This is a genomic window from Bradyrhizobium sp. BLXBL-01 (assembly GCF_051853025.1).
In the GTDB taxonomy this organism is placed as follows: domain Bacteria; phylum Pseudomonadota; class Alphaproteobacteria; order Rhizobiales; family Xanthobacteraceae; genus Bradyrhizobium.
Window position 1 is genome coordinate 5,547,383 of the sequence record NZ_CP182471.1, and the last position, 21,572, is coordinate 5,568,954.

At 63.0% G+C, this 21,572-nt stretch carries 21 protein-coding genes; 7 read left to right on the forward strand and 14 right to left on the reverse strand.

Going from position 1 to position 21,572, the window contains the following annotated elements; all coding sequences use genetic code 11:
• Positions 1–51: 51 nt before the first annotated feature.
• The 4 genes from ACNJYA_RS25830 to ACNJYA_RS25845 form a co-directional block, all read right to left on the reverse strand.
• Positions 52–1,374: a hypothetical protein gene (locus ACNJYA_RS25830; protein ID WP_439363719.1), complete on the reverse strand. Its 1,323-nt coding sequence runs from the start codon at positions 1,372–1,374 to the stop codon at positions 52–54.
• Positions 1,375–1,385: 11 nt separating this feature from the next.
• On the reverse strand, positions 1,386–3,407 hold the full coding sequence (locus tag ACNJYA_RS25835) for a S8 family peptidase (RefSeq protein ID WP_439363720.1): 2,022 nt from the start codon (positions 3,405–3,407) through the stop codon (positions 1,386–1,388).
• A gap of 11 nt (positions 3,408–3,418) precedes the next feature.
• Positions 3,419–4,552, reverse strand: a complete 1,134-nt coding sequence (locus ACNJYA_RS25840) for a patatin-like phospholipase family protein (RefSeq protein ID WP_439363721.1) — start codon at positions 4,550–4,552, stop codon at positions 3,419–3,421.
• 135 nt (positions 4,553–4,687) lie between these two features.
• A complete protein-coding gene (locus ACNJYA_RS25845) occupies positions 4,688–5,197 on the reverse strand; it encodes a YcgN family cysteine cluster protein (RefSeq protein WP_172784219.1) in 510 nt (169 codons plus the stop codon).
• 292 nt (positions 5,198–5,489) lie between these two features.
• On the opposite strand from ACNJYA_RS25845, the gene ACNJYA_RS25850 reads away from it, so the two are divergent.
• The 5 genes from ACNJYA_RS25850 to ACNJYA_RS25870 all read left to right on the forward strand — a co-directional run bounded on the left by ACNJYA_RS25850 (position 5,490) and on the right by ACNJYA_RS25870 (position 10,894).
• Complete coding sequence (locus tag ACNJYA_RS25850; protein ID WP_439363722.1) at positions 5,490–7,766, forward strand: transglycosylase domain-containing protein; 2,277 nt, start codon at positions 5,490–5,492, stop codon at positions 7,764–7,766.
• Positions 7,767–7,775: 9 nt separating this feature from the next.
• A complete protein-coding gene (locus ACNJYA_RS25855; RefSeq protein ID WP_172784217.1) occupies positions 7,776–8,354 on the forward strand; it encodes a DUF1214 domain-containing protein in 579 nt (192 codons plus the stop codon).
• On the forward strand, positions 8,351–8,935 hold the full coding sequence (locus ACNJYA_RS25860; RefSeq protein ID WP_172784216.1) for a DUF1254 domain-containing protein: 585 nt from the start codon (positions 8,351–8,353) through the stop codon (positions 8,933–8,935). The genes ACNJYA_RS25855 and ACNJYA_RS25860 overlap by 4 nt, the downstream gene beginning before the upstream one ends.
• 344 nt (positions 8,936–9,279) lie before the next feature.
• Positions 9,280–9,918, forward strand: coding sequence for a cation transporter (locus ACNJYA_RS25865; protein WP_439363723.1), 639 nt, complete (start codon positions 9,280–9,282; stop codon positions 9,916–9,918).
• Positions 9,919–10,111: 193 nt separating this feature from the next.
• Positions 10,112–10,894 (forward strand): sulfite exporter TauE/SafE family protein, encoded by a 783-nt coding sequence (locus tag ACNJYA_RS25870; RefSeq protein ID WP_212256936.1) that lies wholly within the window; start codon positions 10,112–10,114, stop codon positions 10,892–10,894.
• Between the two features lie 7 nt (positions 10,895–10,901).
• On the opposite strand, the gene ACNJYA_RS25875 is transcribed toward ACNJYA_RS25870, so the two are convergent.
• The 9 genes from ACNJYA_RS25875 to ACNJYA_RS25915 all read right to left on the reverse strand — a co-directional run bounded on the left by ACNJYA_RS25875 (position 10,902) and on the right by ACNJYA_RS25915 (position 18,692).
• The gene (locus ACNJYA_RS25875) at positions 10,902–11,510 is read right to left on the reverse strand and encodes a class I SAM-dependent methyltransferase (RefSeq protein WP_172784215.1); all 609 of its coding nucleotides are present in this window, start codon (positions 11,508–11,510) and stop codon (positions 10,902–10,904) included.
• 62 nt (positions 11,511–11,572) lie between these two features.
• A complete protein-coding gene (locus ACNJYA_RS25880) occupies positions 11,573–12,421 on the reverse strand; it encodes an SDR family NAD(P)-dependent oxidoreductase (protein WP_172784214.1) in 849 nt (282 codons plus the stop codon).
• A 129-nt stretch (positions 12,422–12,550) separates the two neighbouring features.
• Positions 12,551–13,705 carry an L-dopachrome tautomerase-related protein gene (locus ACNJYA_RS25885; RefSeq protein WP_172784213.1) on the reverse strand — a complete coding sequence of 385 codons (1,155 nt, stop codon included), beginning with the start codon at positions 13,703–13,705 and terminating at the stop codon, positions 12,551–12,553.
• A gap of 93 nt (positions 13,706–13,798) precedes the next feature.
• Entirely contained in the window at positions 13,799–14,815 is a 1,017-nt protein-coding gene (locus ACNJYA_RS25890) for an AraC family transcriptional regulator ligand-binding domain-containing protein (protein ID WP_439363725.1), read from the reverse strand.
• A gap of 9 nt (positions 14,816–14,824) precedes the next feature.
• On the reverse strand, positions 14,825–15,655 hold the full coding sequence (locus tag ACNJYA_RS25895) for an oxidoreductase (RefSeq protein WP_439363726.1): 831 nt from the start codon (positions 15,653–15,655) through the stop codon (positions 14,825–14,827).
• Positions 15,656–15,842: 187 nt separating this feature from the next.
• On the reverse strand, positions 15,843–16,313 hold the full coding sequence (locus tag ACNJYA_RS25900) for a DUF2147 domain-containing protein (protein ID WP_439363727.1): 471 nt from the start codon (positions 16,311–16,313) through the stop codon (positions 15,843–15,845).
• A gap of 210 nt (positions 16,314–16,523) precedes the next feature.
• Complete coding sequence (locus tag ACNJYA_RS25905) at positions 16,524–17,024, reverse strand: GlcG/HbpS family heme-binding protein (protein ID WP_439363728.1); 501 nt, start codon at positions 17,022–17,024, stop codon at positions 16,524–16,526.
• Positions 17,025–17,052: 28 nt separating this feature from the next.
• Positions 17,053–17,646, reverse strand: a complete 594-nt coding sequence (locus tag ACNJYA_RS25910) for a family 16 glycoside hydrolase (RefSeq protein WP_439400940.1) — start codon at positions 17,644–17,646, stop codon at positions 17,053–17,055.
• A 161-nt stretch (positions 17,647–17,807) separates the two neighbouring features.
• Positions 17,808–18,692 (reverse strand): DUF1259 domain-containing protein, encoded by an 885-nt coding sequence (locus ACNJYA_RS25915; RefSeq protein ID WP_439363731.1) that lies wholly within the window; start codon positions 18,690–18,692, stop codon positions 17,808–17,810.
• Between the two features lie 456 nt (positions 18,693–19,148).
• Here ACNJYA_RS25915 and ACNJYA_RS25920 point away from each other — a divergent pair, with 456 nt between their 5' ends.
• The gene (locus ACNJYA_RS25920; RefSeq protein ID WP_439363732.1) at positions 19,149–20,231 is read left to right on the forward strand and encodes a Cj0069 family protein; all 1,083 of its coding nucleotides are present in this window, start codon (positions 19,149–19,151) and stop codon (positions 20,229–20,231) included.
• Positions 20,232–20,363: 132 nt separating this feature from the next.
• Positions 20,364–20,771: a GFA family protein gene (locus ACNJYA_RS25925; RefSeq protein ID WP_439363733.1), complete on the forward strand. Its 408-nt coding sequence runs from the start codon at positions 20,364–20,366 to the stop codon at positions 20,769–20,771.
• Between the two features lie 306 nt (positions 20,772–21,077).
• On the opposite strand, the gene ACNJYA_RS25930 is transcribed toward ACNJYA_RS25925, so the two are convergent.
• Positions 21,078–21,557: a DUF411 domain-containing protein gene (locus ACNJYA_RS25930; RefSeq protein ID WP_439363734.1), complete on the reverse strand. Its 480-nt coding sequence runs from the start codon at positions 21,555–21,557 to the stop codon at positions 21,078–21,080.
• Positions 21,558–21,572: the final 15 nt, after the last annotated feature.

Sequence of the window (21,572 nt, forward strand, 5' to 3'; positions counted from 1 at the left end):
GAGCCGGGCCGTATTGAGGTACTGCTTGGAGCCTGAGCGCCCCCGAGCCCACTAAAGCCTGATGGGGTCCAGCAAGTTGATCAGATGTGGTTTGCCGGGATCAACGATGACCACCTTCTTGCCGAACTTGGGATTGCTCTGGAACAGAGCGCCGAGGCTGTGCTTTTCCGGCGACCAGTTTTCTCGAACCGGCTTCTTGGTCGCCGGATTCTTCTTCTTGCGCGCCTTCTCCTTGGCCTGCTCCTTTTCCCAGTCGGCTTGGCGCTCGATATCTATCTCGTCAATCGGATAGGTCAGGTGGATTGTGTATTCGGCGTCGACGCCCCGCGCTTCCAGCAGCATTTCCAGCGTCTCACGTTCGGGATTGCCGTGTTCGCCATCACCCGAGAAGACGTAGTGGTCGGCAGGCAGGCGCTCGAAAAAGACCTGCTCCAGATTGTTGGAGCTGCCGTGATGCGGCACCTTGAGAAGATTGACGTGGCGCGTCTTTCCGGGGGCAAGCAACCTGGCCAGCTCAAGTCCCTCCAAGACCTTGTCACCACGCGCGTCGCCGGTCAGCAGCATGCACTTGCCGCCCATTTCGGCCAAAACGACGATGCTGGAGAGATTGGGCACCGACTTGTCGACGAATGCCGCCAGCATTGCTTCCGGGCTTTTCTTCCCCTGCTTTTGCTCCCGCAGCCATTTGTCATGGGCTTCCTGGAGGGCCAGCAATTCGGGCTGCATCGGTCCGGCCACGGTCATCTTGAGGCCACCATCCAACATGACCGCGTCCGTATCCTCGGTCGCGAGGATCAGCTCGCCGTCGAATTTGTGGTTCAGTTTCCACTGCCGACGCGCCGGCGAGCGTCGCTGCAACACTTCCCGATCATCACGCAATTGACGGCCCTGCGATATGCCGGCGAGAACATCCACTGTCTGATGCACCTCTTCCTCGTCGGATTCTTCGTCGGGCTCGATTGAGTCAAAATCCGGCCTTCGCGCAGTGCCTGCCTCGAATGACGCCGGCCCAAACCCGGACAACAGTTCTTCAGGCGCAGTCGTGAGCAGATCGTCAAAGCTGTTGTGCCACAAGCTGGCGACCTTGAGACGGAGATCGGGACTGTTCCCCAGCTGATCCGCCGTTAGTTCGAGAATGCCCCTAATGTGATCGTCGTCGATGTGACTGACCATCACAACGTCTATCGGCAAGGGATCATTCGGCTCCAATTCGCGCGAACGGTGAATCTGCGCGATTCTCGGCGCCAGATGTGGCTTATAGACCTTGGCAGGTCCTCCATCGATCAGCATCAGGTGCGGATCGTCAGCTGTTCCGAAATGAAGGATCAGGCAATCGCCCTTGCGGGCGCGCAAGACGTCAAGGCTAAAATGCATCGCATTCCTCCTCAGATCGATTGAAGTGCCCGCAACACGTCGAGCATGCCGTGCCCCTGAAAGCTGCGCTCGCGGCCAAGATCCGTCGCGCTGTCGCACAGGATGCGTTTGACTCGGCGCGGTTGCCCGATCAGCTCTTCGTATCGGGCGAGCAGCATCGCCGCGGCTCCGCTAACCATGGGAGCCGCCATGCTGGTGCCCGATTCCGGAGCCCAATCATCATTCGGAACGGTCGATAGAATCCGCTCACCGGGCGCGACGAGATCCGGCTTCGCGCGGCCATCGCCGGTCGGACCGCGGCTCGAGAAGAAGCTGACTCCGTATGTATGCGGCCAATTCCCGTGGGTCGATCCAACGGTGATGACGCCGTCGGCATTTCCGGGATCGGTGATACTGAAGGCGGCATAATTTTCGAACGGACCATCCTTCGTTTCGAATTTCTGAAAGCCGCGATTGCCTGCTGCGGCCACGACCACCACTCCGCTTTCGACCAAACGTTCGCATTCGTTGCAAATCGGCGTCCGCCCACATGCAAAATTGCGCACGTTGTGCGGAATTGAGAGGCTGAGATTCGCGCCGTGAATCGTGATGTAGTTATGCCGCTCGTTGACGTAACGGATGTATTGCATGGCAGCGATGACGGCGAACTCGGTCTCCTCCAGGCTCGCACCCAGCACGCGGAAATCGTAGAGTCCGATGTCCGGGCACATGCCGCCAGCGTATTTGCCGTCCCTCTGGTCCGCTCCGATGATTCCCGCAACGTGGGTCCCGTGCGAACTGGGCAGCTTTTCAGACTTGTCGTTTGGATCCGGCCTCTTGACCGTGATCAGCCTTTCGACGGTCGCCCAGTTGATGGGGCGCTCCTTCTCGAAGTCTTCGGCAATCTTCTCCAGGCTGACGTCCACCTCGGCTTCAGGGAGCCCGGACGCTCGGATCAGCTTCTCGCGGGTTTGAGCATCGACGTCACCCGTCTCACTGCTGACGATCTCGCGAATATTCGTGAAATCGAAGATTTTCCTGACACGCGACGCCGGCTTCTCGCCGGACGTCATGAACGCGTCGTGATTGTTCTGAATACCGGAATCAAGAACTGCCCAAACGATATTCTTGCACTGGACGTTGAACAGCGACCTCGCAGCGTCGGCCTTGACCGCCGGCACCGACCGATCGAGCGCGGGAACGGCCGATCGGTTGAGCGATACCTGGAAAATACAAGCTGGTCTTTCTTCCGCCGGCTCGCTCCTGGCATCGACGATGTCGTTCTGCTGCCGAACGTTCTCGTCCGCCTTGACTACCTCATAAAGTGCGAACATGTCGGAGAGAATCTCGTCGGCATAGTCCCGGTATCGTTCCAATGCCTGCTCAAAGGTCAGTGGCTCAAGCGGTTCGTCCCAACCGACGGGACGTTCCAGCTTGCAAATCCAGTAGATCAATCCGGCGAGCGCGATATACCTTTGGAGCGACGTGGCATTGTCCAATGTGCGTTCGCGCGGCGCGTTGGACCTCCTCGGCCCTTGCTGGAGCAGCTTTTTGATCGTCCCCTGATTGTCGCCGGCATCTACGCCTTCGATCCTTTCGGCCACCTTCGGCTCGCGCCACCATTGTGTCCGCGGTACCAGGATGCGAAGCACCTGGTCGAAATAGAGCCGCGCACCGACGAGCCCCTGCAAATAGGCGACCTTGGCCTTTGTTGGAGGCCGGCCAGGCGGGGCAGATTCGACCGGCAGTTTCAGCGCGCCTGCGATGGTACGGGCCACGCTCACCGCGGTCGCATTTTTGTGCGGCGTAATCAGAACGTCCTGGGCGATGCCCGGATCGAGCGCGTAAGCCGCCCAGACATCGCCGAGCAGCGGCGAGTCCTGCAGCACGCGCCTGTCGTCGCGGGGACCCAGGAGGATATGTTCGACCACTTCGGGCGGAATAGAGAACTGCTTGGGTCTTCCGTCGGCCGAGACCGGCCAAGTCGGCCCGCGGCTTTTGGGTGTGCCGCTTTGCGGTTTTGCGCGCCGCTTACGCCCCTTGTCGTCCGCCATTGTCGTCTTCCTCAGACACCAGACTGCGGATAGGGAAAGGCAGGCGCTGGCCTGACCGCCACAACATGCTTGCGCAGGGCCGCATCACACACGGCGTAGCCCCAATTGATCAATCTTTCCTGCGTCGTCGCGTCCAGCCGTTTCAGACGTGTCGGCACCTCCGCAAGTTGCAACGTACGCTCGAAAGGACACGGCAGAGCATCGGCCAGCCCGTAGTCCGCGATGTCGGTGCGGATGCCCCAATAGGCGCCCTTGCGCGTTCCCGACTTGAAGGAGTCGATGACCTGCCGCTTGCGCAGCGAACGCACCTGATTGTCGATCAGATTGAGGACGCGGTAGGAATGCCGGGGCCAATCCGTCTCCGGTTGCTCTTCAGCCTCTATCTTGCCGCCGGCATCGCTGACCAGAACCGTCTGGTGGCGCTTCCATGCCGTCTCAAGGCCGAGATTGTCGTAGACGCCGCCATCGCTGAGAACGACGCGCGTGGTAAATGGAGGCCGCTGCAGGTCGAGTCCCGTACCGGGCACGAAATCGCTGTCCTTGAGACGCAATTCGAATGGAGAGAGGACCGGGGGAAAAGCGGAGGAAGCCGCTACGGCTTGCGCCAGCGGAATTTTGGGATTCTTCACCTCGCCGACGCGGTAGTCGCGCATATAAGGCTTCATGAAACGCCAGAGCGCGCCTGATTGCACGTTCGTTGCATTGATTACGAAGCGCGGCTCGTCAGGCATGTCCTGCAGTGTCTTGCCGTGAAACAGGTGATCGTCGTACGCGTCGGCGATACGGTCGCCGATGCTGCCTGGCAACAGCGCCCCCAGGATCACCGACTCGGCATCGATCGTGACGCCTGCGAAGGTGCGTAACGGCGCGACAAATTTCGGAATGAAATCGCTGTTGATGCTGCCAGGTTTGAAGCTGAGCTCGGGCCACGCCAGCGCCAACATGCCAGCAGTGATCGACCCACCGGAAACGCTCGATATGCGCTTGATATTCTGCAGCAGTCCCGTTTCGTACAGCCGCCACAGGACGCCGATATGAAACACCATCGCGCGATATCCTCCGCCGGAAAGGCAAAGCGCAGTGGTTGGTTCTAATGGCTTGTTCTCGTCGTCCGTCGGTATCGGATCAACCGGATCAGTATTCATCGGACCCCCAAAAATTCTAGGGTACCTCAATCATTCAAACAACCTAAGTATATCCAGATCAAAATCTACAACCAGAATATCACCTCAACCCTTGAATGTGAAGCGTGTCTCCGTGCGACCTCTACGCACAGCTGTTCAAGGTCGCTTCTTCAGACGCGCCCGTTTCGGCAAGGTCGCCGGCCAGTGCACGATGTGGTCCTCGAGCTCCTCGTCCGGGACCTCCTCCTCGCTGCCCTCGACGCGGCCGCGCACGGAGACGCCGGCTTCGTGCACGGTGTTGGGGTCACCCGAAACCAGCGGATGCCACCAATAGAGGTCGCGCCCTTCGGCGACGAGCTTGTAGCCGCAGCTCGGCGGCAGCCAGTTCAGGGTGCGGACATTGGCCGGGGTCAGGCGGACGCAGTCCGGAACCTTGTCGGAGCGATTCGGATAGTCCTTGCAGGCGCAGCTCATCCCATCGAGCAGCTTGCAGCCGATATGGGTGAAGTAGATCTGCCCGGTGTCCTCGTCCTCGAGCTTGTTCAGGCAGCAGCGGCCGCAGCCGTCGCACAGGCTTTCCCATTCGGCCCCCGACATCTGTTCCAACGTCTTGGTTTTCCAGAAGAATCCTTCCTGTCCGGAAGGTCGTTTGGGAGCTGCGGTCATGCGCCTCAACAACGGTTCGAAAGAGCTACGGCAACGCCATCTAGGGCGCGCGGCGGCAGGGGTGCAAGCGAGGCCCCTTTGAGGCCCGTAATGAACCGGGGTCAATTAGGCCTGTTGTTCAAAATCGCGAGCGTGACCATTGGTTTATGGGGCCCGCTCGGCTAGAAGGAACAGCAAGTCCCTCGGATGCTGGCCGGGCGCCTTGGGTTTGCCGCAACATTCCCGCAAGACGTCTCGAGGCCGCCCCGGCCGGGTGCTTGAACGCTTTCGAAGCAAGCCTCAAGGGTTCTAGGTGCGCCAGATCATACCACCGCATTGGAAGCAGAGGGTCCGGAATTTCTTCCTGGATCTCGATGCGCGCATCGACTCCTCGCTGTTCTCCTCGGCCAAGGGCATCCGCGAGCTCTACGAGCGCTACTCGACCTTCATGGACCGCTTCTATGTCGGGCGGTGGAAGCGCTGGGTATTCATCGAGCCGCTGTCGGAGGCCGCAACCCTCGGGCTCGGCGGCCTCGTCGTGATGCTCACCCTCGCCATTCCCGCCTTCCGCGAGACCGCAGACGAGGACTGGCTGAAGAAGTCCGACCTCGCGGTGACGTTCCTCGACCGCTACGGCAATCCGATCGGCAGCCGCGGCATCAAGCACAACGACTCCATTCCGCTGGAAGACTTTCCGGACGTCCTGATCAAGGCGACGCTGGCGACCGAGGACCGCCGCTTCTACGAGCATTTCGGCATCGACATCGCCGGCACCGCGCGCGCGCTCGTCACCAACGCGCAAGCCGGCGGCGTGCGCCAGGGCGGCTCCTCGATCACCCAGCAGCTCGCCAAGAACCTGTTCCTGAGCAACGAGCGCACCATCGAGCGCAAGGTCAACGAGGCCTTCCTCGCGATCTGGCTGGAATGGCGCCTGACCAAGAACGAGATCCTCAAGCTCTATCTCGACCGCGCCTATATGGGCGGCGGCACTTTCGGCGTCGACGGCGCGGCGCATTTCTACTTCAACAAGTCCGCACGCGACGTGACGCTGGCGGAAGCGGCGATGCTCGCCGGCCTGTTCAAGGCGCCGACGAAGTATGCCCCGCACATCAACCTGCCCGCCGCCCGCGCCCGCGCCAACGTCGTGCTCGACAACCTCGTCGATGCCGGCTTCATGACCGAGGGCCAGGTGTTCGGCGCCCGCCGCAACCCGGCCTTCGCAGTCGACCGCCGCGACGAGGCCTCGCCGAACTATTATCTCGACTACGCCTTCGACGAGATGCGCAAGCTGGTCGACACCTTCCCGAAGTCCTACACCGAGCGCGTCTTCGTCGTCCGCACCGCCATCGACACCAACGTGCAGAAGGCGGCGGAAGACGCGGTCGAGAACCAGCTGCGCCAGTTCGGCCGCGACTATCACGCGACGCAGGCGGCGACCGTCGTCGCCGATCTCGACGGCGGCATCCGCGCCATGGTCGGCGGCCGCGACTACGGCGCCAGCCAGTTCAACCGCGCCACCGATGCCTATCGCCAGCCGGGCTCCTCGTTCAAGCCTTACGTCTACACCACGGCGCTGCTGAACGGCTACACGCCGAACTCGGTCGTGGTCGACGGTCCGGTCTGCATCGGCAATTGGTGCCCGCAGAACTATGGCCATTCTTATTCCGGCTCAGTGACGCTGACGCAGGCGATCACCCGCTCGATCAACGTCGTGCCGGTGAAGCTGTCGATCGAGATTGGCCGGAAGAGCGAGCCGAAGGCGCCGAACCCGGCCAAGGTCGGCCGCGCCAAGATCGTCGAGGTCGCGCGCCGCTTCGGCCTCAAGGCGCCGCTGCCCGACACGCCCTCGCTGCCGATCGGCTCGGACGAAGTCACCGTGCTCGAGCATGCGGTGGCCTACGCGACCTTCCCCAACCGCGGCAAGGCGGTGACGCCGCATTCGGTGCTCGAAGTGCGCACCGGCGCCGGCGACCTGGTCTGGCGCTGGGACCGCGACGGACCGAAGCCGCGGCAGGCGATCCCCGCCTCCGTCGCCGCCGACATGGCCGGCATGATGAGCCACGTCGTGAGCGAAGGCACCGCGCGGCGCGCCGCGCTGGACGGCATTCCGACGGCGGGAAAGACCGGCACGACCAATGCGTATCGCGATGCCTGGTTCGTCGGCTACACCGGCAATTTCACCTGCGCAGTGTGGTACGGCAACGACGATTACTCGCCGACCAACCGCATGACCGGCGGCTCGCTGCCGGCGCAGACCTGGCACGACATCATGCTCGCCGCGCATCAAGGCGTCGAGGTCCGGGAGATCCCCGGCATCGGCATGGGCCAGAAGCTGCCGCCGCAGCCGATGGCCGCGCACCCCAGTGCGGCGCCGAAGGTTCTGGAGACCAAGCCCGGTCCGCCGCCGGTGCTGACCAAGCGCGGCGCCGACATCCTGGTGCGCGTCGAGAAGCTGCTGGATGATGCGGCCAAGGCTGCGAACAAGTCGACGGCAAATGACGGCAAGCCGTCCTCGTCGACGAGCGCGCTCGCCTTCCCGCAGAACTATGCGGAAGAGAACGCCAACACCTCCGCCCCGCGCAAGAACTGATCGAAACCCGTGCGGCTGATCCTGATCACATTGACGGCGCTTCTTCTTGCGACAGTCGTCGGCGTCGGCGCGACGTGGATGACCACGACGCGCGGCACCGAGATCGGCGCGCTGACCATCGGCGCCTGGACCGCGCGGCCGCGCACCGGCACCGCCGACGTCGACCCCTATTCGCGCGCCACCATCGTCCGCAACGGCGAGCTGCCGATCGGCACCGGCGACGGCGTCGCCTTCACCGCCACCACTGACGACAAGAAGAAGGCGCTCGACGGCCGCTGCGACGTGATCGTGTCCGGCGTGACGCCGCCGGCGCGGTTCTGGACGCTGACGCTGTACGACCGCAAGGGCCACCTCGTCGCCAACTCGCTGCAGCGCTACGGCTTCACCAGCCAGGAGATCGTGCGCTCGTCCGACGGCTCGTTCGAGATCCGGATCGCCTCGCGCTCGCGCGCCGGCAACTGGCTGCCGACCGGCGGCATCGAGCGTTACGCATTGATGCTGCGTCTCTACGACACGCCGGTCGGCGTTGCGACGCGCACCCAGCGCGATGCGCCGATGCCGAGCATCACAACGGTGGGCTGCTCATGATCCGACTCGTCTTCACCATCGTTGCCGGCGTGGTGCTGGGCCTCGTGGTCCATCTCGTCAGCGTGCTGGCGCTGCCGCGGATCGCCACCCAGGATGCCTATTCGCGGCTGACGCCGATGACCAGGGTGAACGCCGTCACCCAGCTTCCCCTCGCCGATCCCAACAATTCGCCGATGCCGTTCATGGATCCGGCCTTCGCGCTGGCGATCTGCCGCTACGACCTGTCGGGCGGGCCGATCAAGCTGACGGTGCCGGTGAGCCAGGCCTACACCTCGGTGTCGTTCTACACCCGCAACGAGATCGCCTATTACGCCATCAACGACCGCTCCGCGGGCCGCAAGGTGATCGAGCTCGACCTGATGACGGAGGCGCAGCACAACGAGCTGCCGGAGGACGAAGAGGTCACCGCGGCCGACCGCCTGATCATCGATTCCCCGACCACGACCGGCCTGATCCTGATGAAGGCGCTCGCCCCCGAGCCCGGCCTGATGCAGCAGGCGCAAGGCTCGCTTCAAGCTGCGACCTGCGCTCCGCAGACCGAGCCGCCAGCCAAGGCCGAGGCGCCGCGCGGACGGCGGTGAGCGCGGCCGTTTCGGCGAGCTAGAACAAAAGTGCGAAAACAACCCCATGCACAGTAGCGGGGGTGTTGAAATCATTCGCTATTTTGAGTTGGCATCAGGCGGGCGTTTGCCGGACCGAGACGGTCCCTCCCCGTCGCATTGCTCGGCTTTGACTCGTCGGGCAAAACACTGGCAGAATGCCAGCATCGAAAAGCGCGTCACACACCCGCGCGGAGAAATCCGCCGCGGGTTTTTTCATGCCGGAGAACAGAGTGCCATGATCCCTGCCGGTCCATACGGCGGGTGGAAAGGGAGCCTGTCGCTCCCGAATGTGTTAATGGACCATGGTCCATACGGAGATCGCCATGGCGAGTTGCGGTAGCTGCTGCGGCAGCGACGTCAAATTTGAGGGGCTCTCGCCCGATTACAAGCGGCGGCTCTGGGCTGTGATTGGGATCAATGCCGGCATGTTCCTCGTCGAGACAGGGGGCGGACACCTCGCCGGATCGAATGCACTACAGGCCGACGCTTTGGATTTCCTGGGCGATGCACTGACCTATGGGATCACGCTCGCAGCAATCGGAGCGGCTGCGGCCACCAGGGCGAAGGCCGCTCTCTTCAAGGGCTTCACGCTGTTTCTGATGGGCGTGTGGGTATTTGGCTCGACTGCCTACCATGTTCTCGTGCTTGGCATTCCTCGCGCCGAGCTGATGGGTGCAATCGGCTTCCTGGCCCTCGCCGCGAACGTGACCAGCCTGCTCCTCCTGATAAGATACAAGGACGGAGACGCCAACGTGCGTTCAGTCTGGCTATGCTCGCGCAACGATGCCATCGGCAACGTCGCGGTGATGATCGCGGCAGCAGCCGTGTGGCTCACAACGTCCAAATGGCCCGACCTCATCGTGGCCGCCATCATGGCTGGATTGTTCCTCTGGTCTGCATTCCAGATTCTTCGACAGTCATTGCCGGAGTTGCGTGAACCCGTAAGCCTGTCCGCAGGGTGATACCGTTCTTTCCCGCTTCTTTCCGCTGTGTCGATCTCAACTTGGGCGAACAGGGGCCATATTTACAGGGGGCGGCATAACCGACTAAGGTCCTGCTCGCCCCACGCCCTGCCGTAAGCAGGTGTGAAGCTCCCCGCCACGACGGATTACGGGCTCGTTCATTTGCGCACCAGCGCATTTTTCTGTCGTGTCCATGCGAAACAATTCCGCCGCGTTCGGCTCGGGCGCAATCATCGGCACTCTGGGCGGCCTCATTGGTCTTGGTGGCGCGGAATTTCGGCTGCCGCTGCTCATCAGTCTATTCAGGTTTCGCGGCCTTGAAGCCGTGGTTCTCAACAAGGCGACGAGCCTGATCGTGGTGGCGAGTGCGCTGCCGTTTCGCGCAGGCGTCGTTCCGTTCGCGGAGATACATGCCCATTGGCCGATCATCCTGAACCTGCTGGCGGGCAGCCTTGTCGGCGCCTACGCCGGGGCGTCCTGGGCGACGCGTCTCGAGTCCGGGACGCTGTACAGGATCATTGCCGTCCTGCTGCTCGTGATCGCGGGCATGCTTCTGTTCGCACACGGCAACGAGGCCGCGACCATTCCGGCGCTGACCGGCGCGAGCCTGATCGTCGCGGGCATCGCAGCGGGCTTTATGATCGGGATCGTGGCATCGTTACTCGGCGTTGCCGGAGGTGAATTCCTGATCCCCACCCTGATCCTGTTGTTCGGCGCGGACGTGAAGCTGGCAGGAAGCCTCTCACTGGCGGTGAGCCTGCCGACAATGCTGGTGGGATTTGCGCGCTATAGTCGCGATCAGAGCTTTTCGGTGCTGCGCGCGAATTGGCGGTTCATGCTCGCAATGGCGATTGGATCCATCATCGGCACATTCATCGGCGGTCTGCTTCTTGGCGTCGTCCCGAATTCGATTCTTCTGCCGGGATTGGCTGTGATCCTGGTCGTTTCGGCAGTGAAAATCTGGCGGCACGAGTGAGACGGCCTCAGGCATAAGGCGTTCCGGCCTGCGATTGCAACTGCCGTCGCCGACGGATGCGATAAACCGATGCCGGCGGAATATTGAGCGCGGTTCGCCCGACCAGGCTCGCCTTCAGCCCGAGACGGTCGAGGATGGGCCGGGGCACCGGGCAGCGCGGTCCGTAGGTGAACTGATAGAGCGTGCCGCCCTCCTGCATGTGGCGGAAGGCGCCCGTCAGGATCGCGATCACCTTGCGCGGCGACATCGACAGGAGCGGAAGGCCGCTGACGACGGCCGCGGCTGGCGCCATGAACGGCTCGTACTGACTTAGCTGGCGCGCATCCATCCAGAGCACGCGCGCTCTCGGGAAGCGCTCCTGCAACAGGCGGACGAAATCCGAACCGTATTCGATCAGCAACAGGTCACGCTCCGCGACGCCGTGCCGGAGCAACGCCTTGGTGAAGATCCCGGTGCCCGGCCCGAGCTCGATCACCGGCCCAGTCCCCGGCGTGATCTCCTGCGTCATCAGGCGCGCCAGTGACTGGCCCGATGGCGCGATGGCGGAGACCTGCCAGGGATTGGACAGGTACGAGCGGAAGAACTGGAAGAAGTCTGCAACTGCGGTCGCGTTCATTGCGATCCTCTCTGTTTCCCGCTGGCGAAGGGAGCGATCCTGTCCGGAAAGGGCTGGTGCGACTACGATGCGATGTTGTGTTGCCGGGCCTCGCCCTGAGCCGCGCTGGAAAGGGGTTCCCACGCTTCCCACATCGCGAGGCGATCGGCATAGGCGGCCCGGGCGCGCGGCAGACCTTCGGTTCCGACAAAGAACCGCAATGGCGGATTCTCGGCGTCGACGATCTTCAGGATCGCATCGGCCGTCGCCTCCGGCTCACCAAAATCCAGCTTGGCGCCGGCGGCAAACACCTCCGCCCGCGTGTTGCTGTAGGCGTTGATGACGGGCGCGATCCTGAGCGAGGCCGTGCTGGCGAACCCCGTCGCATAGGCGCCAGGCTCGAGCAGCGTGACTTTCAACCCGAAACCCTTGACCTCCTGGGCCAGGCTTTCATGGAGAGCTTCGATCGCGAATTTCGAGGCGTTGTAGAACCCGGTGATGGGCCCGGCGACGATGCCCGCAACGCTGGACACGCCGATGATGTGGCCGCTGCCCTGCCGTCGCAGCAAGGGGAGCGCGGCCTGGATGACGCGAAGGGTACCGAAGAAATTGGTGTCGAACTCAGCACGGACATCGGCCTCGTGTGCCTCTTCGATCGCCCCGACCAGCGCGTAGCCGGCGTTGTTGAGCACGACGTCCAGCCGTCCGAAATGCGCGTGAGCCCGGGTCACGGCATTCTGCACCGCATGGGCATCGGTCACGTCCAGGGCGATCGGCAGCACGGCATCGCCGTAGACTTCCGAAAGATCGGCCACGTCAGCCAGAACGCGGGCGGTGGCAGCCACGTTGTCGCCACGCTTGAGGGCGGCCTCCGCCCAGACGCGGCCAAAGCCGCGGGATGCCCCGGTGATGAACCAGACTTTGCCAGACATGCGATATCCTCGATTGGTTGAACGCCGACTTTCCAGCTTTTCGTATCGTCGGCGTGGACACACGGCAGTGACAGACGGCGCCACCGAAGCTGCAGCAAGCGCCAAAGAGGATGCAGGAGCGGCCGCGGCCTACGGCTTGAGCCGGTAGATGAAGTACGGCTGACGGGCGAGCAATCGGTCCCGAGGCGGTGGTCCGGCAAATTGGCCCATGTAGGCCGACAGCGCGCTGTCCGTGAAGTACAGAGAGCCGCTCGGTCCAGCCGCCACACCATCGGCCCATATCACATCGCGCGAGCGCACCAATGTCTTGATGTCTTTGGTCTCGGGATCGAATGCCATCAAGCCGCCGTGCTCGACATCGGTCAGGATGACATGGCCCGCCGTGTCCACCGTGATGCCGTCACTCATGGGCTTAGGCCCTAGAACTTCCACCTTCCTAGCAACGTCCGAAGGTGCGAGAGTCTTGTCCACGACGGCGGAAAGTGGGGCCCGGCACAGATGCGAATTGGTCATGCCGGCGAGATAGACCCATTTCTGATCGGGGCTGATCTCGATTCCATCGAGCCCGGCGGCGACATTCACGAGACCGTAGCCCATGCGGTAGACGCCAAACGGCGTCTGCATCAGCCAATTCTCTGGCAAAGTGCAGGGATGTTCCGCCAGCGCAGTCCGGAAGCTGTGGTCCTCCACGGAATAGACGATAAGCTTCGGGGCGGTGAACCGCAGGATGCCGGTGTGAGCCAGAAGGATGTATTTGCCATCGGCGGTCACTCGCAGATCCTGCGCGAACTGAGCCTCTTTACCGGGAAACTCAAAATATGCGACGCGTTCGCGCGTCGTCAGGTCGAAGGCCCACAGACGCGTGTGCTGGAAATCGAGGCTGGCGGGTTCGATCAGCCAGATACGGTTCTGGTGGTCGATGGTCATGCCGAAGCTTCCCTGGAAATCCCGTTGACTCTCCATCGATGGAAACGGCGTGATCTTTCCGTCAGCCCATTCGAACATCGTCGCGGCTGAAAATCGCCCGGCGCGAGCGATGGGATGGTAGTTGAAGTAGACATGTCCGTTGGGAGCGACGGCCACGTTGCCAGGCGGGTAGTCGAGCTGAATCAGCTTCTCAAGCTTGGTCAGCCCCTGCGGGTTGTCAGAGCCGATGTCGGGATAGAGCGTACCGCCTCCATACTCGAATTTGACGAACGCCAGCGCGCCCGCCACTGCAAGCGTCAGAACGAAACCAGCGCGCAACGCAATGCGCCTCATACTTTTGCTTGATTGCCTTCCCATCGATCGCTCCATCTTGATCGCAACAATCCAGCGTTCATTGAGGAGACGCTCTCGCCGTCACTTCAATGTCAGCTGCGTTCGGATTTTGGATGATTAGTGAATCTTGTTGCCGTGCAGCTCGCGCCAGCGGCTCGGCGTCACGCCTTCCCAGTACCTGAAAGCGCGATAGAACGAGCTTGCGTCCTGATAACCCAGAAGGCACGCGACCTCGTCGATGTCAGCCGTCGGATCCGACAGAAGCTGCCGCCCGAGCTCCTGACGCGCCTCGACGAGGAGTTCGCGGAAGCTCGTTCCTTCCTCGGTGATGCGGCGCTGAAGAGTCCGCTCGCTTAAGCCGAGATCGCGCGCGACGTCGGACAATTCGGGCCGTCCGCTCGCAAGGCTCCGCTTGAGGACGACCTTCACCTGCTCCCTGACGGAGCTGCGCGCCTCCAGCTCGCCCAAGGCCGACGCCAATGCCGGCGTCAGGATTTCGAGCAACTCCTTGTTGTGCCCGGGAAACGGACGATCGAGGTCAGCGGATTTCAGGACCAGCAGGTTCCGCGCCGCGCCATAGCGGATCTGGCATTCGAAATATTTCTGGTGGACGTCGCTCTTGGAGCGAGGACGAACCAGCTCGACCCGCTTCGGCGTCAGATGCTGTCCCGTACCACGGCGCCCGAGCTCGACCAGCGAGGCGAAGGTCACGTCGGTCGTAATCGCGGGCTCCGGATCCGTTGCGTACGGCCACTCCGTCGTGACGACGCACTCGTCCTTGCCATCCTCGACGTGCAGCTGTTCGGGCGAGCACAACCGCTTGAAGCGCGCGAGGCGGTTCAGTCCATCGCGATAGTCCCTTGCATAGAAAGCAGCGAGGCTCGACGGCGGATGCACCGCCGTCTCGACGCTCTGCACCAGCATCAAGCCGAGCCCCGGCTCCGGCTTCAGCTCCTCCAGCGCTCGCCAGAGCGCAAAATATTGCACCGTGGTGACCTGCCCCTGATCGTTCAGGTGCAAGGTTGCCGGCAGCTTCGCCTGCCGCAACAGCACGGCCGGCGGCACGCCGATATGTTCAACGGCCTGCCAAAAGGCCCGGGGAATCTTGCACCTGTCCGCCGCCGTTCCGCTCATGACTGAACCTTAGCGCATCTGGCTCATGATGACGCGATCGAACATGCGATCGCCGAACCATTCGCGAATCTTGATCATGGGAAGCGCATATTTGCCTGCAACGTAGCGCGTGCGCGGCTTCGGCTCCGTCACCGCCCTCGACACGATGTCGGCGATGACGCTCGGATTGGTGCCGCGTCCCTGTCCATAGGCTTCACGGGTCGATTTCGCGACCGCCTGGGTCAGTTTGGCGTAAGGGCCTTCACCCGATCGTTTGAGCAGGCCATTGGCGACCACATCGCCGAATCCCGTCTCGATCAGGCCGGGCTCGACGACGACGACCTTGATGCCGAATGGCGCCAGTTCAAGCCGCAGGCAGTCGGACCAGCCTTCCAGCGCATGCTTGGTTGCGTGGTACCAGGCGCCCAGGAGCGTGTAGATCTTGCCGCCCATCGAGGTGATGTTGACGATCGTGCCTGCGCGCTTCTCGCGCATCTTCGGCAGCAGGAGCTGCGTCAGGCGGGCGGCGCCGAACAGGTTCACCTCGAACTGGTAACGCGCCTCGTCGATGCCGACCTCCTCGACGGGACCGTAGAGGCCGAAGCCGGCGTTGTTGACGAGCACATCGATCCCGTCCACCTCGCGCAGGATGGCATCGACCGACGCCTGGATCTCGCTCTCATTCGAGATGTCCATTCGCAGAGACCGCGCCCCGAGCTTGACGAGGTCATCCATCTTGTCGACGTGCCGCGCGGCGACGAAGACCTGAAAGCCGTCCTTGATCAGACGCCTTGCGATTTCCTTGCCCATGCCGGAGGAGGCTCCGGTGACGAGCGCGGTTCTTTTCGATCTTTCGAACATGTCAACCTCTCTTCGTTCCGATCCTTATCCTGCCGCCTCCTCGGTACGGATTGACTGACCAAGCGCGCCAATAGAGTTGCACAAAGCGCCAATCCTGGCGACCGCTCAAGCTGCTGGTCTCGCAGGAAAAAAGCGCGGTCCGGGTGACCGCGCTTCGGCAGAACGGCTAGGGATTGACGGAATGCCGCTATCCGCGAACGCGGTGGAATGTGCGGGTCTGTCCCATCGCCGGCAGGCCGAGATAGCCTCGCAGATGCATCTTGCCGTCCTTGACGGCTGCCTTGCAGTTGTAGGTGCGTCCCGATGAGGCGTCATAGATCGAGCCGCCGCTCCACTCGCCATTTTCCCAGTGCAAGCCCGTGATGAAGACGATGTTCTTTAGCGACCGCGAACGCAGCGCGGGGTCAGGGTTCTTGGCGTCCTTCTTGAAGGTGACTTTGTCCGCCTCCACGATCTCGTTGCCGTAGAGCATGCGCGCCTGGAATTCTGCGCCGGCCTTGAACATGTCGAGCTTCACGGTGCCGTCGTCTGCCTCCCAGGTCCCGACGATCGCGTCGGGGACCGGCGCCTCGCCATGCGCCATCGGCATCAGTCCGATGTTCAGGGTTGCCATCAGCAGGAAGATGGCGGATCGACGGGATAGTGGGGATGCTTGCATGGTCTGTTCCTTGGTCTGCGGTTGGCAGGAGCGATCAGGCCGCTCGCTGGTCTCGCAGGTGTCTTAGATTTCAGGAACAGCGTTGGCAGCGGCAGAAGGCGCCAGCGGGATTGCGAGACGTGCCAATCAATGCCGCGATCGGCGACGGGTTCTCGATCGCGTTGCAGACGGACACGTATACTTAGCGGATGATCTGAAATCCTCCGCCCCTCAAAACTCCAGCTTGTCGCGAATGGCCTCGATCCCGGCTTTCGCGCACGCTTCGTCCGCGTCACCGCCCGGAGCGCCGGAAACGCCGACCGCTCCGACCACAGAGCCGCCTGCTTCGACGATCAGCCCTCCCCCTATGATGACCGCTCCGGGAAGACTACGAATGCCTGACTGCATCATGCCGGGCTGGCTGATCGCGTTCAGTTCGGTCGTGCTGGTTTTGAACGACGCCGCCGTCCACGCCTTGCCGGATGCGGTCGAGGGCGTGTGAGAGCCAGCGAAGCGATCGCGCAGCATCACTTGCGTGATACCGAAGCGATCGACGACGGCGACGGCAACCTGATATCCACGGCTGCGGCAGCTATCCAACGCGGCACGCGCGAGATCGAGCGCCAGCTCCGGACTGAGCGATTTGTAGGTGACGAGGGTCTCTTCCGCCCGCATTGGGCCGACAAACGCAGCCAGCAGCATCGTCGCGACCGACAGACGGCGAAAGCTCATGGTCATCTCCGACAGAGGTGGACAATTTCTATTTGGTCTCACCATATGTCAGATCATCGAACAAGGTCACGCTATCTGCCTTGGTCCACAGGCCGATCATGCCGGCGTCCGTGATGGTGGCGTCCTCAACCTCGAACAATGGCTTTCCGTCAAACGTCACCTTGAACCGATTTCCCGCGAAGTCGCAACGCAGCGCGTGCCATTGCCCGGATGGCACCGGCGTGTTGACGCCGTAGCCCCCCTTGCGTCCGACGATCTCCAGCGAACTTCGTATGCCCTTGATCGTCTTGTAGAGCACCACGTTGTCCTCTAGCGCGTTTGCCCGGACGACGTAATAATTGTCGGCGTCCTTGGCACGCCAGATGATTCCCGCGGCGCGATCCTCGGACCCGGACACCGCCTTGAACTTCACTTCTACGAAGCCGTTGCGGATGTTGGTATCGCTCTTGATGGCGACGGGAAAAGTCGCCCGTCCGGATTGCTTGAGGACGTTGGGCTTGCTCGGCGCCGTGGGCTCCGCCTCGACGGTCCATTTCGATTCACCCTTGCCGGTCATCGTGAGAGTCCAGCCTGCCGGCGCCGATCCAGCAGGAGCGTTGTCGAAATTCAGGGTTTCGGCCATGGCGTTCCCTCCCATCAGCAAAGCCAGCATAAGCGCCAGGACGAGACTGGCCCATGCAGACGGCCGCGACCGAAAGGCCAAAGCGGCGCGCATCGTCGGCTGTCCCAACCTCTGACATTCGATCATTGAAACGCCTCACGCTGCATTTTCTATGCCTTGGCTCAGCTCTTGCTGCTGGCGGTCTTCTCGATCGCCGCACGCAAGCCTTCGGCAAGCTTGACCGCGTCGTCGTTGGCCCAGAAGTGCATGAAAAAGAGTCGCGGCTGTTCGTTCAGCATGTGGCTGTGCAGCGCCGTCACCTCGATGCCATGTGTCCGCAGCGCCACGATGACCGGATTCACCTCGTCGCTGGTCAGGACGAAGTCGCCCGTGATGGCCGCCTTTCCGCCGCCGGTCGGCTGGAAATTGATTGCGGTCGCGACGCCCATCGCGCCGACCGGCATCAGCAGCATGCCGTCTTCGGAGACAGGGTCTCGCCGTTTGACGTTGAACTGGTAGACGCCGCCATTGGCCTGCCCCTTGACGCCAATGATCTGATCGAGCTTCGCCGTGTCGAGATCGATAGAGGGCGAGTTCGCTGCCGCGGCGACGCTCAGGGGCGTCTTGCTTTCGGCGAGGGCATCATGGATTGCCGACGCCAGCTTGACCGGGTCGCCATGTCCGGCGACGTGCATGTAGAAGGTCGCCGGGCTTGCGCGCAGCAGATGGTTGTGCACGGCGGTGATCTCGAGACCGCTCGCAATCATCTTCGCCATCACAGGGTTGACCTCGCTCTCGAGCAGCACGAGGTCACCCATGACCATGGTTCCGCCATGCGCGGGCTTGAACGCGAGCCAGCCGCCAAGCGCCAGCGCCGGCTTGATCGTGACACCATCCAAAGTCACGGTGAGATCGGTGCGCGGAAAGCCGTAGCGATGGACATCGTCCGCAACCATCGGCTTTCGCCCCAGTGTCTCATCGACCTTTTGCCAGTCGATGCCCTGCGCGTGAGCGCTCGTGATGAAGCAGGCAGCGACGCCGATCAGTGCCGAAACAGTCTTATGCATGGATCAGCTCCCTTGAGCTCTGGGTCCCTGCCCCAGGTGATGTCGGATGGTGAGGCGGGCTCCGACCGCCGCGCCAGACGCAGCAGACTCGCCGCCGAGGCGCATGCCATGGCGATGCGGCGGCCGATCCCGGCAAGTCGGGCGGATTGTGGAATGGAGCTGCGGTGTGTGATGACATGCGGCGCCCTTGGTGATCAGGACGCGATGCTTGGGCATGTCGCCTCGCGGGGAGATCGCACATCCCCGTCGCGCCGACTAAAAACCCGCAAGACCGGGCTGTCAACCGGCGCACGGCCGCGCCACGTCACGAAGAGTTGCCCCTGCGAAAGGAACTCGCCAGCCCATCTTGAAACGACGAGGCGGTTTCACATACATTCTCCGGGTGGGGACGATGCAGACTCCCCGTGAGACCCAGGTCCAAGCTCTGCGCAGCACGCAAATACGTGGAGCTTGCGCATGGACACCGAACGTCACTCCCCTCCCCTCCGAACCCTAGCCATCCTCTCGCGCGGCGACGCTGCCGCGCGGCGCGAGACGACGGCGCAGAACAGCCGCTTCGTCCGCGTCTTCGAGGCGCTCGCCGCCGCGGGCATCGACGCCTTCCCGGCGATCTACGACGAGAGCTTTGCGGGCGCGGTCCGCGACCAATTGCTCGCAGCCGACGGCGTGCTGGTCTGGGTCGATCCGATCCATCAAGGCAAGACCCGCGCCGATCTCGACGCCCTGCTGCGCGACGTCGCAGCGCAAGGACCATGGGTGAGCGCGCATCCGGACGTCATCCTGAAGATGGGCGTCAAGGAAGTGCTCTACCGGACACGGCATCTGGGCTGGGGCGCCGACACGCATCGCTACGACACCGCCGCAGGCTTCCGCGGCCAGTTTCCGGCGAACCTTCGTGCCAGCGGCCCACGCGTGCTGAAGCAGAACCGCGGCAATGGCGGCCAGGGCGTCTGGAAGGTGGAGGCGCTGCCCGGCACGGACGGCATGGTTCGCGTGCTGCATGCGCAGCGCGGCAGCATGCCGGAGGACATGCCGATGGACGCCCTGTTCGCCCGGTGCGAGCCCTATTTCGGCTGGGGCGGCTGCATCATCGACCAGGCGTTTCAGCCACGCCTGCCCGACGGCATGGTCCGCTGCTACATGAGCGGCGCCAAAGTCGCCGGCTTCGGACACCAAAAGATCAAGGCGCTGATCCCGCCGCCGCCGGAGGGACCTGATACGCCCGAGGCGCAGCCCGGGCCGCGGATCATGCACGGGCCTGATGCTCCGCAATTCCAGGCGCTGCGGCGGTCGATGGAGGACGAATGGACGCCGCAGATGATGGCAACGCTCGGCATCGATGAGCCCTCGTCATTGCCGGTGATCTGGGACGCGGACTTCCTGTACGGGCCGACAGATGCGGCCGGCGCGGACACCTATGTGCTCTGCGAGATCAACGCGAGCTCGTGCTTTGCGATCCCCGAGGAAGCGCCGGCGGCGATCGCGCGGACGGTGAGGCAACGCCTGCGGCTACCTGAGAGCACACGGGCGCAAGGATAGCCTCGCGGGCAGAGCCGCAATGGCAGCAGCTGTCAGGCGACAGTACGACGCAATCGCAAATTGACTGCGTTGTTGAAGCCGCCAGGCGCGAGAGCTATCGATCTGAAAACTCGACTTCGATCGGAGGAACGCATGAGCACCATCACGGGCGGCTGTCACTGCGGAGCAATCCGTTACGAGGTCGAGGGCGAGGTGATCGTGCACGCGCTTTGTCACTGCCGCGATTGCCGGCTTCATGCCGGGGCTCCGGTCGTCGGCTGGACGATGTACCCGGACAGCGCCGTCAAGGTGGCCAAGGGCGAGCCGAAGGTTTACCGCTCCTCGGAACACGGGCGGCGGCACTTTTGCGGCGACTGCGGAACCGGACTGTTCTACGTCAATGCCAACATGATGCCGGGGATCATCGACATCCAGAGCGCGACCTACGACGATCCCGAGGCCGTGCCTGCCACGATGCAGATCCAGGTCGCCGAGCGCCTGCGCTGGATGGCGCATGCGCACGAACTGCCGGCGTTCGAGCGCTATCCGCCACAGCCATAGGCTAGCATCGCGCTGCACCGTCTAATGTGTCCCCCGCACAGCACCAAGGCAGCCCCCAAGGCTATCGCATACGACTTGTAGCACGGCCGGTGCGCACGCCTCGTCCTTCGAGACGGCGCTTACGCGCCTCCTCAGGATGAGGCTCATCGGCATTAGTGTTCGTTGAAACCGCTGCCGCGCACTCCGCCCTCATCCTGAGGAGCCCGCTGAAAGCGGGCGTCTCGAAGGATGGCCGCAGGGAAGAGCTCTCAATGGATAGCCCCCGCACAGCCCGGTGCATCATGCCGGTATGGTAGCGCGCCTTGGTCAATCAATCGCCTGCGCGCCGATGAAGCGCATGAACGGCTTTTGGCCATCGGCACCGAACAGCACGACCTCGTAACGCTGCGGCGTGCCGCCTTCCATCCCGGGCGAGCCCACCGGCATGCCCGGCACGGCGAGTCCCTTCGCGTTGGGACGCTCGGAGAGAAGGCGCCGCACGGCCGCAGCCGGCACGTGCCCCTCGACGACATAACCGGCGACCTCTGCCGTATGACAGGCGACCAGGTTCGATGGGATGCCGAGACGAGCCCGGATCGGGTCGAGGTCGGGCGTCTCCTCCACCTGGACGGTAAATCCGGCATCCCGCAGATGCTGCACCCAGCCGGCGCAGCAGCCGCAGCTCGGATCACGGTGCACCGTGAGTGTGGCTGCGTCGGGCGCCGCCGCGGCCGGCCTTGCAAGAGCGGCCGCGGCGATCAGCCCGACAAGCGACCGGCGGGTCATCAAACAGGCGCGTTGCTTCATCTTCGGATTCCTTTC